This window comes from Spirosoma montaniterrae (genome assembly GCF_001988955.1).
Classification (GTDB): domain Bacteria; phylum Bacteroidota; class Bacteroidia; order Cytophagales; family Spirosomataceae; genus Spirosoma; species Spirosoma montaniterrae.
Map to the genome: position 1 here is coordinate 2,237,524 of NZ_CP014263.1, position 18,040 is coordinate 2,255,563.

The following is an 18,040-nucleotide window of genomic DNA, read 5'->3' on the forward strand; positions in this document are numbered from 1 at the left end:
ATCAGATTCCGCAAAAATTTACGTTGATTCCCAGATTAACGAAAGTTGCGGCTTTGATTTCTGCGGCTTTACGTACCTCATAATCTCCGTCAACATAGACCACCTGAATGTGGTTTGCTTTATGTTTAGCCATCATTTGGTCACGGCTCACTCCGTCAAGAACGCCATGCATTACAGGCCATTGAGGGTCGGTCAGTTTCCAGAGACGGTCAACTTCCGCATCTGGCAATTCTACGCATCTACCCGTACCGATATCACACCAAAGCTTATCGTTTTCAATATAAACCCTGCTCCATACAATCTTTCCGGGCCTGCTCACTCCGCGAAGTGTACCCCCGCCTTTTCCGAAAAACATAGGTGGCTGACGCATACTAACTGCCCCGGCATAGCCACCACCTTTAAAATGTGATGCAGGAGCCGCTCCCGAAATCAAAAAAACCCATACAAACTCTTCTTTGCCATCTATAGTGAAGGTTTCACCATACCGTAAATCGTGTAGGGTATTATCGCCATTAAGTCCAAGTTCTCGCCAGAGGTGATAGGTAACGTAACCATCTATACCAGCACATTCGTCTACCTCATTGAAATGAGGCAATGCTACTTTCGGATATAATTCTTTCCCTTTACCAGTAAAAACCGGCGGGCGATCCGTATTATTTAGCAGCCCTTCTGCCAAATCACTCGCTGCTGTAAGTTCCTTTAAACCTTGCTGATATTGAATACCGATCGTGTCGCAACCAAATTCGTCAGCCAGTCTAACAGCCGCAATGTACATTTTGCATTGTTCCAGCGTTTGCTCTTTGGTAAGTTCATTGACCGGGTCAGTTCCCCAAACAAATTTCATTCCTTTTTGGAGCATCCAATCCAGCACTGCGTTTGCTTCTGCATCCGAAACGGTCTGCATGGTAGCATATAAGGTCGACTGGCTTAATCGCTCCTTATAGATACCAAGAGCCTGTATTAAATCATCAGGTACGATGGCATTGAACATACCCATGCAGCCCTCGTCAAACACCCCCATAATTACTTTATCGTCCTTAATGCGGGTAGCAAGTTTTTCAGCTATGATTAGGTCTCTCTCCTCTACATTATTGATAGCAAACGGATTTACATGGGAGAGGTCATGGATAACCTTACCGGTGTCCAGCCACTCGTTTAATTTTGCGGTGAAGAATGGATCATCAAAGTCTTTACTCCATAAAAAACTATATTTCACACCGGCTTTTGTTAATGAACCCGTAAGGTTAAGAGCACCAACAAGCCCAGGATAGGTGCCATCCCAGTTGGCTACAACCAAGATGGGACCTTTATGCGAAATGAGTCCGGCCAAAACGTGGTGACTGTACTGCCATACGCTTTCGGCTACTATCAGAGGCCGCATTTTGTCTATTTCTCTGAAGATCTTTATTCCTATGTGCTGGTAATCGATAAAACCATGCCCTTTTTCTTCATTATATGCGTGGGCTCTTTTGATTTCCCAGGAATAGTTACGTAAGGCCGCTGCCAGGTCTTCTTCCATTTTTTGTTGCATCGGCCAACACTTAAGGTTAGCCGATGGCCTGAGGTCCCCACTACAGACCAGAAGTGCATACTTGTGCTCCATCTTTCCTTGTCTCTTGAGATAGTACAAAGATTGAATGCTTGTATCAGAAAAGAATTCATTAAATTTTCCAACTTATCCAACATATTATCACATTGAATAAAAAAATGGCTGGATATTAATAGCTTCGTATATAACTAAGTATTTCGGCCAAAGTGGTTCTTCGCGTTGGCTGGTGGTGATGACGTTAAGATGAGTAAACAGGCCGGGTATCACCGAAAGTGATGAAGAACTCACTTTGGCTGAAACACACATAACTGTGAACATAACTAACTATGGTGCCTAAACTTCATATTGTTCCTAAACAGATTGACAATGCGTTTAGTATTCGTCATGATAAAGTGCCACAATTTGGCTCTATCTGGCATTACCATCCTGAGATCGAGCTTCATTATCTTATAAAAGGTGAAGGAATTCGTTTCGTGGGGGATAGTATAGGCAATTTCCAGCAGGATGATATGATTCTTATGGGCTCAAATGTGCCACATACCTGGAAATGTAATAGCCCCAGTTCTTCAGATTATCATGTAGAAGCTTTGGTACTTCACTTTCATCCTGAATGTCTGGGAAAGGAATTTCTTAATGTATACGAAACTCAAGGGATTTCGAAACTCTTTGAACAAGCTAAAACTGGGCTGGTCATCAAAGGAAATTCGAAAGAGAAAATTAAACGGCTTATGTGGCGGATGCTACAGGAGACGGGCTTGAACAAAGTGGTTTACTTGCTTAGAATCTACGTTATTTTACTGGAAAGCAGAGAGTATGAGATTTTATCGAATACTATTGAATACACAAAATCCAATCAACTTGATGGAAATAGAATGGAAAAGGTACTTTCATTTACCTTACAAAATTTCAGGAATAAAATTCTGATTGAGGATGTGGCAAAGCTCACAAATCTGAGTGTTACTTCTTTTTGCCGCTACTTTAAAATGACAGCTAATAAATCGTACTTTGATTTCCTTACGGAGGTACGCCTTAGCCATGCCTGCCGTTTACTTATTAAAACGGACTACACGATAGCGCATGTTGCCCTGGACAGCGGATTTGAAAACACCTCTAATTTTTACAGGCATTTCAAAAATATTAAAGGAACTACGCCCAAACAATACAAGAATGTATTTTTTTCAGGGTAATTCACTATGGTGTTCCTGCTTAGTTAGTCAGCTTTTAACCTAATTCAAACTTGGAGGGTATAGGCCGAAAATTGTACTTTCCCCTTTCCCACTTGATTCTTTGACGTATCGTTGGGCGGGCGTCTGGTAATCTAACGACTGGCACTTTCGCTCGCAATTGTCGCAATGAAAGTACTTCTCTAACCCCTTCTACAAAGATAAGCCGTCTTAACCATATCCATAACCGGACTGTTTTATCGCTAGTACGTGAATGGCCAGGCATTGACGACTATAATTACCACCACACGGACGGCCCCGTACAGATAAGGTCCGGATTCTTCGCCCGCCAAAAAGCTGATCTGCCACAAAATCCATTCAGAACTCAATTGCTTTTCTGGATCGGTTGTTGGAGCAGATGTCTTTCCCTATTCAGCGTATTCAAAGGGATCGGGGTCGAGAGTTTTTTGCCTATTGCTTTCAAGAGCGACTTATGGCTTGTTATATCAAGTTCCGTCCAATCAAGCCACGCTCTCCCCACCTCAACGTTTGAGCGGGCAGTTTGGTACGAAGCGAAACCAGCGAGATAACTTTGCCGTGATGGCGAGCCAGTTTACGCAGGCGTTTCAGGGCCGATTCGGCTATTTCCCGGAGAGAAGCCTGCACATCGGCAAACAGACTAACGATAGGTTTCGTGGCATTCCAACTGCTAAATAATACTGTCGGCGCAAGCCCGATTCAGATGGGTTTCAACGTCGGAAGCGATGAAACCCATCTGGATAATGTGTTGGAATATTGTGCTAAAGCATTATATATTTGATGACTTTACTACGCAGCATTAATTTTCCTGATTGGTGTTCGTAGTTACCTCGCCAGAAACCACCTGCAACCAAATAAATGAAACTATGCCAGTAGTGTACTATGCCCTACAGATGAATCCTGTGATCTTACTTGTGGTTATTATTGGCTTGTTCGTTCTGTTTAGTACCGGTTTAACGCTGTTGTTCAAACGCTATGGTCGAATAAATATAAGACATAGTGATAATGGCGGCTTAGGTGACGTTTTTGTAGCAATAACTGCCATATATGGTCTATTGATGGGTTTCGTCGTGTTTTTGGTATGGGATTCATTCAATACCGCGCAGACCAACGCTGACCGTGAAGGTAGCTTAGCCCGAAGTTTGTACCGCGATATATATTACTATCCTGACTCTGCTAAGATTGCTCCGTTGATGTCTGCCTATATCGACTATGTTCATTATGTTATTGAATACGAATATTCACACATGGAAAAAATCCAACCTACCTCTTCGGAAGATAGGTATGCCTTCAGCAAGGTTTTTTCTACGATAGAACGAGATAAGAGTAATGATTATCGAATGGAGGAAATATTTAAGACCTTAAATGAACTCGCCACTTACCGTAGTTTACGACAATTAGACGCTGTTAATAATATTCCATATCCAATATGGATGACTTTAATGTTAGGCGGCATATTGATTATTGGCTTTGCAACAGTATTAGAGTTTAAAAATCTAAATTTACACTTGATAATCAACGGGTTATTAGGTGCTTTTATCGGGTTGCTCGTTTACATCATTGTTTTGTTAGATTACCCGTTTACAGGCTCGATCAGCATCAAGCCTGAAGCCTACCAACAAATATTATTGATGCATAAAGAAGCTCATCAGAAAAGCTTTTGATGCAGTTTGTGCTGCTTTTCACCACTCCAATAGCAAACATGCTCATTGTGTTTGCTATTGGAGTGGTGAAAAGCAGCACATTTGTTTCGACTGGTGTAGCATTAGCGTATAATCGGCACACCATTGCCCTCAAGTTCTTTGGGAAGATTCAAACTTGAACAGATTTTGCGAAGCGTAGCCCGGACGTACTCGCATCGCGACGCGTCAGGCGTCATAGCCTGATACGTTTCATCATTCTCTAACAGAATGCATAGCAAAGATACGACCATGGGGGTAGCCAGCGAAGTTCCCGCCAAATCGCCGTATGCTTCCGTTAGTCCATACCGGTCGGGAAAGGTCGAAATAAGCCCGACTGCCGGTGACACACAATCCAGTGCATCGCCCGAATTGCTGAAGTTTGGAACGTAATATCCCTGAGCTGATATGCGGGTGGGGTCGGGTGGCACCATAATCTGCGTAATCGAATTGGGTGGCCCCCATGTGGTAAGTCCCAGTGCGCCAACGGCAATCGTTTCGGGAAAAGCGGCTGGGTAGGCGACTGTTGTCCCTGAGTTACCCGATGCACAGATACAGACAACTCCCTTTTCGTATGCATACTGAATCGCATCATGTTCAATAGCTGATGGTGCGGACGCTGTCAAGCTCAAATTAATAAGATGTACTTGGTATTCATCGACCAGCATCCGTATGGCACTGGCAATGTCGCCCTGGTTAGCGTTGCCATCGCCTTCGGGGAATACACGCAGGGAGTAGATGGTAGCTCCGGGCGACATACCAGCGTACTGCCCTGATTTTTTTGGCTGTGCCCCGATTAGTCCACAAATCGCGCTGCCATGAATATCTATGTCGGCCCCGCCCTCACTGTCATGAATACCGTCAATGATGGAGCCGAGATTGATTATGTTATCAAGGCAGGGATTAGGCCCCATGCCCGTATCGGCAACGCCCACCCGCATCCCTTTCCCCCGCGATTCGTCGTAGGTAGTCACGCCCATTAGCTGCTGCCACCAGCCAAATGGACCGTCGTCACCAAGAGCAGGGCAATTAATCTCACAGGTTGTCTCAACGGTGGCATCGCCCATGCTCCAGTAAACCCCGGCTGGCGCACAGGTAATCATCCCAACCTGCATGGTAGCCTCCGTCAGCACGAAGTTTGTCCGTCCCGTTTGGTCAGTCTGCTTCGTTTTAGTGGTAGGGAGTTTACCTTCCTGAACCAGAACGGCTGTTACCGAAGCACCATAGATTGCCTCAGGCTGTGTTGCCCCGGGTTCACCCACTACGTGTACCTGCACAGCATTGGCACCTGCCGGTGGCTGAGCAGTTGCTTTGGGCGGACTTTTGAGCAGTTGCTGTTGGGGTGGTTCGTGCCAGTGGACGTGCTTGATCTTAGGCTCTATATGAAAGTTGGGGTCCAGCTTGTTTTTTTGCTGGGCGACCTCATCGGGAGAAGCCTCAAAGTGTAATATTTTGTGATGGGCTGTTTTTTGCGCGTTTAGCTCCGACGACATTACGTTATGCACCTTATGCTGCCAGAATTCATTCGATGTATCGGTTGCCATCTGAAGCGATTGCGCAGCAGCCGACCGCTTAGGAGTCAGTATGAAATGAGCCATATGTAAAAGGGTTTAGTGTGGCACCAATGATCTGATAATTTGCTCTTTGCAGAACATTTTGACATGTTTGACAAACTCGTTTCTATAAACCTCATAAACCTCGATGGCTTTGACGGCATCGAGGTCAAATATCTCTTCAAGCAGACTGGCCGATACCATAAAAGGATCAACATAATCCAACAGGATAGCAAACGGCTTAGGCACAGAGCAGAGTGTTTGGCTGGCTATATCGTATAGGTAATTCTGGTTGTTAACCGTCACTTTCAACGCTGAATCCAAGAATGCCCCGTTAACCGGAACAGACTGATCGGGTTCGGTCCGTGTGAAACAACAGTGGTTGGCTCTACCAATAAACAATTGGTGCGTGTGCATGTGGCCTGCTTTTATCAGGAGTCTCGCTAAACCAAACAGGTGCACCCAATCTGCCAACACTTCCAGTTCGCGCTGGTCTGACAGACAATTAGCAAAAGCGGTATAGTCATCGGCCAAATAACATTTGCTGAACAAATCAAGATTGACATCGGTCATGGTTTGTTTGTTCAGCCGACTCAGTAGCCAGTCAGCAAATTCGCCATGCACAATAGCCCGGTCTTTTTCACCTAACGATAGTTGCCGCACGTGTTCAAACCGGACTGTGTAGAGTTTGGCCGGGAAATTGTCATGCGTATAATCAACCCGGTTTCTGAGCGGTTGGTGTAAGAAACAGTCATAGCTGTCAGGGACCGACTCGACCGGTTCGAGAACACCAACTAACTGGCAGCTTTCTTTGTAGCAACAGGTTGGAAGCGGGTCAGCACTCAACTCACTGCCCAAAAGCAGCGATGTAAGCTGAGTCGGGATTATCAACACAGGCATCGGATCGTCTTCTCCATACCTGTGCCAGGTCGGCTCAAAACAGGTTTCGCTCTGAAGCCAACGCTCACGATCAGTAAGCACGAGGGCGTCTGGCTGTTGAGTCAGTTTTTTGAGCAAATCATCGACTGTCAGTACGGCTGGCGGTTTTTTCTGGTCATACCAGCACTGCTCTGCCTGCTCATGCAGTAATTCATGTATTCCGCACAAGCGCGTTTGTGTAGCCGTTCGACCGGGCCAGGCCGGCACCATCTGGAGCGAACGTATAGTAGTTGAAACCGGGTCTAATGTGCGGACTAAGGCCTCCCGGAACGGCGTTGGCGAGAACCCTAAGTCGCGCTGAGCGTTGGCGATGTTCAATCGTCCCGGCGAGCCGGGAGCATACGGAAATGCGTACACCGAAAAACCCCCATCAAGCAGCGTTTGGGTATCCGTTGGGTCATTGTGAATAGGTTGGACGCCTGCCCAGGTAGCTATTGCCTGCATATACTCGCTAACCGTTGGACAGTCTCCTGCCGACAAATGATAGGCATTGCCGATAGCTGAAGGTGTTGTCAGGGTTGCGTAAAACGCTTCGATCAGGTCATCAATAAATATGGTTAAAATGAAGCTATCCCGTAGCAAAGGGGTAATTAATGGTTTTTTTCTAAGCAGGCGTTTCAGCATGTACACTTCACGAGACACCGGGTCAGAGGGTCCCATAATAGGCGTAGAACGTAGAATAACCATTGGAAATCTTTGGGTTTGGTAAGCATCCGTCAGCACCCGTTCGCAGTCGGCTTTTAGATTACTGTAACTATGTCCGCCGTTATTCACTAACGTAGCCTGATCTTCCTGTAGGGGAAATGTAAAGGGATGCGCGTAAACGGCGATGGTGCTTAGGTGAACGTAGCAACGGATTCGGCCCGCAAAGGCGTTCACCAACTCGCGGGTTTGCTGGGGCCGATACGCTATCAGGTCAACTACGGCATCGACTTTCAGTTGCGCCAGTCTGGTTAGAATGTTCGGATCCGAGCGGTCTCCTATTATGACACGGACATGAGCAGTCAGCCCGGGCATCGGCTCTTTGGCAAGAACCGTAATTACCATGTGACGGGCCAGCAACCGATCAACCAGCCGACTACCAACGTATCCTGTACCACCAATAATTAGTACGTGCATATGCTTGTTTACGTTAATCGGGTTGGGCAGTAACCTCAGCGCATACGTGTTCCGTTATTAACCAGTTGCACGCTGCTCAACACCTCACCTAACTTCTGAACAACCGTCTGCAACTCATCATCGGTAATAGTCAAGGCTGGAAAAAAAACGACGCTCGATACAGCCGGATAAGCTAAAACGCCCTTTCTCTTCAGTAATTCATAGATAACAGCGACTTGCTCTTTCGTGGCTGGTTTATGGTCGTTCTGGCACAGCGCAACCCCTGCCATCAACCCAAGCGATCTGATCCCGCTAACATTAGGTTGCTCGTTCTTCATTTGCTCAAGTAACTCTCTGACATAATGACCTGCTTCCCTTGCCCGTTTGATTAGTTGCTGGTTTGTGAGCACATCGATAGTTGCCAGCGCAGCCACACAACAGGCCGGATTTCCGTTGTGGCTGGAACCATGCATAATACCGGCTCCGTGGGCCAGCAGGCGATTACCAATTTCGGCAGAGAACAGCGTTGCCCCCAATGGCAGGTATCCGCTGGTGATGCCTTTTGACAAAAGCATGATGTCGGGTTTGATTCCGAAATGAGTAGAACAGAACCACGCGCCCGTACGCCCAAAACCCGTTGCGATCTCATCAACGATCAGCAAGATGTTATGACGCTGGCAGATTTCGGCGATGCGGTCGAAGTAAGCCTGAGGTGGAATCACGACACCCGCCGAACCAAGCACGGGTTCTATGATGAAGGCGGCTATCTGGTCTGACTTCAAACGAGCAACGGTTTCTAATTGCTCGGCGCAGGTTAGCGCATACGTCTCGTAGTCCTGATTGGGCGGGCAGTTGTCGGGGTTGGGGGCATTAATGCAGTCGAGGCCGGGCAAACCGGGGCCAACCGTTTCCTTAGCAGGGTACAGCCCGGAGACACCCATACTTCCAAAAAAGGTACCATGATAGGACTGATCGAGATAAACAATGCGATTTTTGTTGGCTAACCCCGCGAAGTGCCAGAACTGCCGGGCCAACTTAATCGATAATTCGACACTTTCTGAACCAGATCCGGTGAGGTAAACCCACTCCAGCGGATAGGGAGCCAGTTCAACTAACTTTCGTGCCAGTGCCAGCGCGGGCTCATTGCCACGACCCGCAAACAGCGTTCCGTACGATAGTGTTGACAATTGCTTCGTTATGGCGTCGATGATGTAGGTATTCCCCAGACCGCACTGCACGCTCCACAAACCGCCCGATGCGTCGATGTATGTTTTGCCATGCTGATCCGTCACCCTACAGCCCTGCCCGCTCACCAGTGTCAGGACATGGTTTGGCAATTGATTGTGCGGCATGTAGGGGTGCCAGAGCGGATACGTATCGGTATCGCTTTTGCCGCATACGTACAAGTAGCGGAGGGTTTTGCCGTTGTCCGACAAAGTCGGTATGCGTTTGTAGACATAAAAACCGGCCTCCTGCAACTCCTGCTCCAGTTCGCCCTCAGCAAACAGTGCCAGTTTTTTATATTCTAAAATGGTGTATCGTTTATTGGTACTTTTGGCAACCTGAAACAGCGAGTTTTCCAGCATCACCTTCTGCTCATGGTAGGTTTTGATTCCTAACGTAACGACGGTTTTACCCGATTCGATGGGTAGATCAAGTTCAAAAATTCGCTCCTGATTCAGTGACTCCTGTACGGGCGCATCAAACGCAAAAAGGCCGCTCGATGTAAGGTGCCGCCTGACTGATTTTAAGATGCTTTTCCGGTCGGCGGGGTCGGTAAACAACAGCAGTGAGCAATAGGGGAAAATAACGAGTGAAAAAGCGTTACCAAGCTGAAAATTTCGGGCATCTTCCCGGCACATCGTCAATCGGCTTTGTTCTTCTCTGGAGCGGTGCTGCATGCGTTTGCTCAGAATATCCAACATATCCTGCGAATTATCGACGCCCGTTACGTGGTATCCTCCGCTAAGCAGGGGCAGTGTCACACGCCCCGAACCACAACCAAGCTCCAGGATGGGCCCGCCTGCTTCCTTAGCCAGATCAACATAGTAGGCAATATCGGACCGGTCGATGAAAAGCGCATCGTTGAGTTCGGCCATCAAGCCGTTATAGTTTGCCACCTCAAGAATAGCGTTCGTCTGTTCTTTTAACTGAGCAAAGGGGCCCCAGTAATTAGGCACCTCAGCCGCCCTGTTTGTAGGGCTTTCGTCCAATATAATGTCCTCACTAACGTATGACATGATTCAGCTCGGTTAAATGGTTTATGGCCTTAGCAGTCAGGTAATAAGTATAGCACTCCAACGAAAAGGCTATGTCGAGCCGGTTGAACAACAGGTGGAGGTACGTCATCAGAATGGCCGAAGGATTGATGGGCAACAACTGCCGTTGATCGAGCTGTTGTAAACTCACCCACCGTTTCCGCAGTTCCACTTGCCATTGGTGCAAGAAAGCTTGTACGGCGGGGCTTTGGCCGGGCACATGCATCAGAGCCGACATGTCTGAGCCTGACAACCAGTATTGTAGTTGAGTTAGAACGGGTTCAAGGTCGGCAATTTGCTCGTCAAATGTGGGGAAACCACGACTAACATAGGTATCTTCCACCGAATCATCAGGATGATTTTTAAGCAGCAGTCCGGTTTGGCTGGCCCGATGGAACAGATCGGCAATCGCGCCTGGCTGATCATCGATAACACCAACCATCATCATCGACAGATGCATAAGCAGGGTAATACGGGCGGGCAGATTATCCCGCGTCAACTTTAACAACCGTCCGGCAAACACTGACGAAAACGCGAAATGATCTTCGCTCAATGCCTGTGCTTCGTCAGTTCCATAGCGGTGTTTCTCAAACCGATACGGATGCAGTTCGATACCCGGCTCCGGGCGTAGCGGCTCAATATTTTCAACCTCAACAGCGCCAAGTTTATCGTACAACGCCCGCATGTTGTTGGCATACGCATTGTAATCGTGGACCGGCTGAGCTACGTGCGGATGGTATCGTAGATGTTCTGAGAAGGAATTGGCAAGCTGGGCAAGGGCATCGGCTTCGTCGGTACAGGCGAACAGCCGCAGCCGCAGATGATCGCCCCCATTCCAGTACCGCAGAAACGCGTATTGACTGATACGTCCGTTTTTCTGCCAGTTAACCAGTATTGGCAAGACATAATCCAGCAGCAGCGCATCCTGATGGCCACGATAATAGATATGGATCGACGTGACGGCACGATTCATGGTAATCGGTCGTTTTGGTACATCTCTATCTGATATTCAACCACCCGATTGTCTGCACCTAACTTATCGCGGTCGAGTATCGGTAGTGCTTCGATAAAGCTCATTCGGCCAGCCTCGAATACCGTATATCGTAAAAACAGCCGAAAGCTGGTGTAATCGTCCCAGTTCAGATAAACGGGTTTGTGTACACGTTTGAAGGCCAGGCCACGCCCATCTTCTGAATAATACGTAGCAGAATGCATGGGTATAACAAACACTTCTTTGGGCATACTCACCTCTGATGCCCATGCTCTTACCTGTCGATAATACGCAAAATCAGATTGTTTGGCCGATTGTCTGGGCACCTCAGCAAGCGGCACCGACCAGGCACGACGCATCAACACAACCCCACCGCTCACTATGCGGGCATAATGGCGTATGCCTTCTACGCGCTGTGTTTCGGCCTGGTTCAGCAACCGTTCGTACAGCGAAAAATCGGGCGTAAACGATGGCCCAAGCGTGGTCAGGAACCGGTAGAAGGGCGGAAAATAGATTGATGCTAACGTACCCCGGTGCAGCGGTACGATTCGCTTGCCGGTTGACCCTTCGATAAGCACAGGGTTACCAGCCGCATCGCGTTTAACAAACAAGTTGTCCCAGCAAAAGCACTGCCGGGCCGGATCACTCACCTGCTGGCCGGGATAGTATAAACTTCGTCTGCCTACCGGTAGTCTGATCTGCCCCTGAAACCCCATTGTCGCTATAATGTCGGCATACTCACAGGCTGGCTCTATATCCATTAACTGTCGCTCAATCATCGTGTTTGACCGGTAGCTCCGGGCTGACAATGGCGGTTCGGTAAACATTGTACCATACCCCGCAAATAGTTTATTGACAACGAAACGAGGGGCGTCAGTTGTCCATGTATTCGTAAACTGACCCATTACGGTCATCGACAGCGGAAGCGACTGCGTATTGAAAGGGGATGCTTCCTCCTCCCACTTCGCCCAGAAAAAGGAGTCGAGCGTAAGTTGCTCCGACGTTTCGGATAGCAGCGAAGCAATCTCGGATACAAAGCGATCCTGAACGGTGATTTGTTGCTGCATGGCGTTGCCCGTGACCAGAGCCTGCGGATTTAGCAGGGGGTGGTTCTCGTTCAGCGTATTTGGGTCTGCGTCGATAGCAGACTCGAAAAGTCGATGAAAAAAAATAAGCGCGGGCAACGGCGTATCGGTATCGGTCAACCTACCAGCCACCCACTGTTGAAGCGCGTAGTCGTTATTGAACAGCGGAAGAACACGTAGTAGGGAATCGAAAACGGGGAACTGCTCAATGAATTGGTCTGGTTCCGGAGTTGGCGGAGCGGCCAGATACACACTGTTATGAACAATTTTCTGGATTCCTCCAACCGGCGTTACCACACCAACCGAAGCCAGTACGCGCTCACTGTTCTGAGCGAGTGTCTGTAGTGCGTTTAGCCGATTGGCAGGTGTTGTTTTGGCCAGCGAGTCTACGTGCAATGCCAACCCGGCAAGCTGATTGCTTAACGCACTCGATACGTGCGCTACGCAGGGGCTTTCGGCAAGAGCAGCCGGCCAGTCGAGCCGATTCTGATCAACACCCAGTGTCGGAATAATGAGTTTATATTCCAGCAGTTTGGTCAGTATTCGCTGTGCTTTTTCTTCATCGCAGGCTAATGATTCTATCAATAAGGCCACCAGTTCGCGCTGGTCGATGGGCGTGATGCGCTCAGAAAAAATATCTTTTACCAGAAATAAAATGGGGTTAGCGGACATAGCGACCGTCGATTCGGTCGACGTTGCTCCATTGTTTGCCAACGACAAATCGGTACGTAGCACGTAACAGCCGTCTTCCGTCAGTACCGATGCCGGATTCCAGAGCAGGGGTAGTTTATTGCTATATAAGTTCTGGTTCAGCAGCGCGTCGATTAGTTGCTGTCCAATACGAATATTCAGTACGTTTACTTCTTCCACCGATGACGGCTGATCGGGGGATGTTCTCTCGTCCTGATTGAGTGGCCAGCAGCCTGTTCTGGTAAAATAACTGAAGGGGCTGGTTTTAGTAGCCATTCGGTAAGCATAAGCCGTACCCGACAGCAATACTTTGCGTTGTTGGCTGTTCAGATTTTGGGCGTTAGGCAGTTCAAGAAGTTTACGATATAACTCGGGTTGGGCATGGCATATGGCCGTTTGAACAGATGACTCGCCAAATAATAAACCAAACGCCTGATTCAGCGCAGCAAGCGACTGACCAATAGCCGTTTCAGCCACTTGCTTCGTTTCGTTCAACTGATTCAGCCGACCGCTCCAGTTGTCGAATAGTGTATGAAGATGTATCGGCAAACTTTTTTTGACATGTTGTTCATCAACCCGTCGGCTATTGTAAATAGCCCGCTTTAGGGTAAGTAGTTGATTACTTTGGTCTGATTCCGTTGTGTATTTTATCAGCTCATAAAGCGCGTCAACCAGTTGAGAAGCTGCCCATTTGAGTTCTGCTTCTTTATGCGTCAACTCATCGCATAACCGGGCTATCTGAAAATTACCTAATTTCCAGATAGCGTCGGTTGGAAGCCCTACCTGCCGACATGCATAGTAAGGAGCCAGCACAAGGCCGTTTTTGACAAGTTGATCGGTACGCATATTTATAATTCGGCGGTAGCCCAAGCCTGCGTAAAGTCTCTCCGTTGAGAAGCATTAAGAAAATACTGACCATTATTGATCGATACAATCAAGCGATGATGCTCCAGAAACGACAAAAAATTATCTATCTTATCTGCTGGAATATGCGCCATCCGTTCCTTAATCTGTGCGGCCTGGGTAACATCATCTAACTGCTGGTAAAACTCTGTCTGAGCCGAATTCAAATTCAGAAAACGCCAGTTTTCTATGGCACCACGCCGGTCGAACAGTCGGGCAAACGCGGGGCCGGTACCCTTCGACAGGTAGCGATCCTTGGGGTGCGTTCGCCAGTCGCCCAAACAAGTACGCAACCCGTTCAGTACGTCAGCGATAAGTATCGCTGCGTCGTCGGCAGTATCAGACGCTGCATTTGATACCGGTGGCTTCGGCTGCATCCAATACACTCCGATTGGAGCGGGAAAGCCGAAAAAAACGGGTAATTCATTAATAAACTTCACCCACAAGTCGCTCCCAAGGTTGATCCGAGACAACAACAGCCGCCACTGTACCTCTATCCCCAATCCATGCAATCGCTTAACCAGACTGATTTGGCGCAGATTCAACAGTATGGTTTCCTCGTCATTGGCTGGCCTATCCGGTGCTCCTACAACTGGCAGCAGATGCACCGAGTCAACTTTGGCCCGTTGTAGGTACGCAAAATACTCAGCCGGGCTGTCGGCAGGCAGGGTGCAATGTAATCTAAAGCTGTATGACAAGGATGTAAAGACGGTGGCTATTTCATTCAGTTTAACGCGGGTTTCGGGATTGTCTAAATCCACAAATCCTAGATCAAAATCGAGTATTTTGTATTGTTGCGAATACCCTAAAATATGGTTTGTGAGTTGTTCTGATACTAATTCGTTTAAACTGACGGGTAATCGGACAATTTGGCTAAAGCTTGTCTGGTCTCTGTGTTGTTTCAGCAGAAGACTATAATCAACGGTCGCATCGAGGTCGAAGCAATCCGTCGTATTATCAGCGGGCAATTCGCCTGAACTGTAAGTATTCAGGCAATCATACAGCGCAGTGGTGAAACTACTGGTTGCATTGGCTGTTATCCGCTGAATATCAATGGTCAATAGTGCGTGCAGGATTGCTTTGGGTATAACACGAACCACATTGATGAGCGACCAGGCCCGATACATTTTTGACGACAGCCCGTTGGTAAATACCACTAATTCAATGCTCGGAAAAGCGGCAGAGAGATGCGTAATGTATTGCTCAGAAAAGCTAAGGTCCAGCTCGGTCTCGTCCTGCACAAACCAGATGGCACTGTTGTTTTCAGACTTAGTCATCAGGGAATCAAGTAGAGTCAGATGCTCCGCTTCACACGTGTTGAACGCGACCATGTCAGTGTGTGCATACTCGCCCAGAGCCTGTTTGAAAGCTAACCCGCCCAGTGTGACGGTGTACTCAATCTGACATTGTTTCAATAACTGTGTCAGGCGGACAACAGCCCGATCAACATGATTAACGAAGCTCGAGCAGGGCGATGTTATAATCAGAATTTTTTCCTTCATTAGCGTCTGCACCTGTCGGGCGTTTAGGAATGTCAAGACGAAGCGGGAGATTAATCAACTGATCACTCTCTGACCGGTATATCTGGTAGCAGGCAACCATCCGGTCCACAAATTGCCGAATCTCGCCTTCATCAACTCGGTCGATGAATAGCCTGACCAGGCTATCTTCCCGAATCACTTCATCGCAGGCCGAAAACATCTCCGCTTCGATACCTTCAAGCACAATACGACCTACAGTGAGACGGTCTTTACCCGTATAAGCAAGTTGCCGCTGGTCGATAATTTCGATAAAGCCGGGGCCTCTGCGCTGAACAAGAGTGCGTTCCTGATAATTTTCCCGCCACGCTTCGAGCCGGTCGTGAAGCTGACTGTGCAAAGCTTTGAGTTTGGGAGTTATTTTATCGTTTCTGTCGAAATCGAAGTAGAAAGCCAGATTATCGAAGTCAATGGATTCGTCCGGAAAAATATCATAGTAATATCCCTTAGGTCTAATATTTACTATACCAAAACGTTCGGGCGTGTTGTGTAAAGGCGCGTAGCGATTGAGCTGTACCGGAATCATTCCTTCGGCATGTAGGGGCGGCAGGTGCGTGATGAATGGAATCAGCCGAATCATTATTTCATAATCCTCTTCGCGCTCACCTATATTTTCATAGATCAGATTCCAGTTTACGACAATCTCTCGTTCAGCACACAGTTTCAGGCATTGCACCTGCTTGGCTCCTGTTGTGCCCTTATCCATCATACGTAGTATATTATCGCTGAAGCTTTCTATACCCGGTTGAACCGACCGTACTCCTGCGTCTCTGAATCGAGTAGCATGGTGCGTAGAAAGGTTGGATTTACACTCGAAGAAGAAACTGAAATCATAGCCAAATTCGCTACGTAGCTGAGTAAGCTTGGGTAGTAGTGAGTTAAACGCCCCGTGACTGATGATGCTATCTACCGGAAAAAACTCAAGTCCCCGATGCTTACTCGATAACGTAATAATCTCGTTCAGTACGTTATCATCCGATTTAGTTCGATATTTCAGAATCTCGTCTTCAATACCGCAGAACGTACAGTGGTGTTTTTCTCCCCACCAGCACCCCCTCGACGTCTCAATCTGTAAATAGGGTTCGATATTGGTAATGCCATACTGGCTAAGCTGGCTAAAATAAGGCCCGTAATCAGGTACTGGAAGCGTATCCAATTTAACGAAAGGTCGGTTCGGCGCGGTTCTGGAAATCGTTCCGTCATTGTTCCGATACAGTAAGCCGTGAATTTGTCTCAAGTCTTTCTTCTCCTGCCGGAGCTCCTGCACGAAAGGCCCAATAGTAGCATCGACTTCACCTTGTAAAATATAATCTATCTCGGGAAAAGCACGGATCATGGCTTCGCCCATTGGAGCGCTTGTACTGGGGCCCCCAAACAGTATGGCAATAGTGGGGTAGTGTCTTTTAATTTTCTTAGCTAAGGCCAGCGAAGCAACGGTCTGTTGCATCATCACGGAAAAACCAACCACATCGTAATCTCCCCAAGGCGTACTCTCGAATAAATAATTGATACAGTTTTCTGCCTGTTCGACAATATTGAGGTAATATGCGCTCGATTTACGTTTTTCATCTCCTTTTTGACTGGTTCCTTCTACGTGACGCTCAAGTTTGTCAGCAGCCGTTTGCTTACTCACCGCGAAATAAAGCGGAGAGAATGCTATCTCTGAAATAGGCAGTTTTGAAACCTGCTCAATAACAAAGCGATCCCCCTGTAGGAAATGACAATAAGCCAAATTTCCATACATCATCTCGCACGGATAACCCTGCTGGTTTAGAATTGAATGGACAAGGGTTGGCCCCAGCCCCGGAAAATCAATACTGGCCCATGGCATAAGGGCTATTAACACTTTCTTGTCCATTATTTATCTATTTTAGACACTAAAGTTATTCGACAACAAATTCATTCACATAGTTGATTCTTTTAACTTTACTCAACCATTGTTATTTATCAATAAAGCGTTCTGTACCTAAATTAGTGAAGAAGCTGTATAAAACAGGAAAACAGTTTCTCTGTTTTATACAGCCATCGACGCATTGGTCATAATACCTACGTTACGGCTATATACACAACGACCGAAATAATGCTGGCTTTTTCGTCGTTGCTCAATACCCGTTCGGTCTCGCCGAAGACTTTTAGCTTCAGCTCTTTAACCGACATGCTGTCCAAATCATCGATAGCCCCGCTTTCGACATGCTTTTTAACGATTGAATGGACATTGTCAATCGTTTGTTGCAGTTTTTCACTACCCTCGGCCATAGTTTTAAAGGTTTAAAGGATGAATACTTCTGTACCATCAGTGGATTATAGATCCCTTAGGTGTGTGAAATCTAATATTTATAAATTCAATGCTTTTAAAAATATACTGGAAGGTATATGTTGTGCTAATAGCATGCTAAAAAATAACCAAGAACTAAGTTTGGTAAATATCAGCTTTGAACTTGCAACAGCATAGTGGCGATTACTTCGATACGTATACTTTTGTAACAAAAACGTTTCGAGTCCTGGCTCAAACTGATCCACGCGGGTTTCTGGTCAATTACGCCAACGGGGCCATC

General features: G+C 47.3%; 11 protein-coding genes and 1 pseudogene. 3 read left to right on the plus strand and 9 right to left on the minus strand.

Going from position 1 to position 18,040, the window contains the following annotated elements; genetic code table 11:
• Position 1: 1 nt before the first annotated feature.
• A complete protein-coding gene (locus AWR27_RS09760) occupies positions 2–1,519 on the minus strand; it encodes a fucose isomerase (RefSeq protein WP_083732992.1) in 1,518 nt (505 codons plus the stop codon).
• Positions 1,520–1,875: 356 nt separating this feature from the next.
• Here AWR27_RS09760 and AWR27_RS09765 point away from each other — a divergent pair, with 356 nt between their 5' ends.
• The 3 genes and pseudogenes from AWR27_RS09765 to AWR27_RS09775 all read left to right on the plus strand — a co-directional run bounded on the left by AWR27_RS09765 (position 1,876) and on the right by AWR27_RS09775 (position 4,415).
• Entirely contained in the window at positions 1,876–2,736 is an 861-nt protein-coding gene (locus AWR27_RS09765) for an AraC family transcriptional regulator (protein WP_077131004.1), read from the plus strand.
• A 364-nt stretch (positions 2,737–3,100) separates the two neighbouring features.
• Positions 3,101–3,259, plus strand: a pseudogene (locus AWR27_RS25745) (IS481 family transposase); the annotation flags it as partial.
• A gap of 358 nt (positions 3,260–3,617) precedes the next feature.
• Positions 3,618–4,415, plus strand: a complete 798-nt coding sequence (locus tag AWR27_RS09775) for a bestrophin-like domain (protein ID WP_077131005.1) — start codon at positions 3,618–3,620, stop codon at positions 4,413–4,415.
• Between the two features lie 101 nt (positions 4,416–4,516).
• Here the strand turns inward: AWR27_RS09775 and AWR27_RS09780 are convergent, their stop codons facing one another.
• The 8 genes from AWR27_RS09780 to AWR27_RS09815 all read right to left on the minus strand — a co-directional run bounded on the left by AWR27_RS09780 (position 4,517) and on the right by AWR27_RS09815 (position 17,741).
• Positions 4,517–6,028 (minus strand): S8 family peptidase, encoded by a 1,512-nt coding sequence (locus AWR27_RS09780; RefSeq protein WP_077131006.1) that lies wholly within the window; start codon positions 6,026–6,028, stop codon positions 4,517–4,519.
• 12 nt (positions 6,029–6,040) lie between these two features.
• Positions 6,041–8,041, minus strand: a complete 2,001-nt coding sequence (locus AWR27_RS09785; protein WP_077131007.1) for an NAD-dependent epimerase/dehydratase family protein — start codon at positions 8,039–8,041, stop codon at positions 6,041–6,043.
• Positions 8,042–8,076: 35 nt separating this feature from the next.
• Positions 8,077–10,200 carry an aminotransferase class III-fold pyridoxal phosphate-dependent enzyme gene (locus AWR27_RS09790; RefSeq protein WP_077131008.1) on the minus strand — a complete coding sequence of 708 codons (2,124 nt, stop codon included), beginning with the start codon at positions 10,198–10,200 and terminating at the stop codon, positions 8,077–8,079.
• Positions 10,201–10,246: 46 nt separating this feature from the next.
• Positions 10,247–11,251: a lantibiotic dehydratase C-terminal domain-containing protein gene (locus AWR27_RS09795; RefSeq protein ID WP_077131009.1), complete on the minus strand. Its 1,005-nt coding sequence runs from the start codon at positions 11,249–11,251 to the stop codon at positions 10,247–10,249.
• Entirely contained in the window at positions 11,248–13,890 is a 2,643-nt protein-coding gene (locus AWR27_RS09800) for a lantibiotic dehydratase (protein WP_077131010.1), read from the minus strand. The genes AWR27_RS09795 and AWR27_RS09800 overlap by 4 nt, the downstream gene beginning before the upstream one ends.
• Before the next feature lie 2 nt (positions 13,891–13,892).
• A complete protein-coding gene (locus AWR27_RS09805) occupies positions 13,893–15,449 on the minus strand; it encodes a hypothetical protein (RefSeq protein ID WP_077131011.1) in 1,557 nt (518 codons plus the stop codon).
• On the minus strand, positions 15,400–17,343 hold the full coding sequence (locus AWR27_RS09810) for a RiPP maturation radical SAM C-methyltransferase (RefSeq protein ID WP_077131012.1): 1,944 nt from the start codon (positions 17,341–17,343) through the stop codon (positions 15,400–15,402). Before AWR27_RS09810 ends, AWR27_RS09805 begins: the two co-directional genes overlap by 50 nt.
• A 188-nt stretch (positions 17,344–17,531) precedes the next feature.
• A complete protein-coding gene (locus tag AWR27_RS09815) occupies positions 17,532–17,741 on the minus strand; it encodes a hypothetical protein (RefSeq protein WP_077131013.1) in 210 nt (69 codons plus the stop codon).
• Between the last annotated feature and the right edge of the window lie 299 nt (positions 17,742–18,040).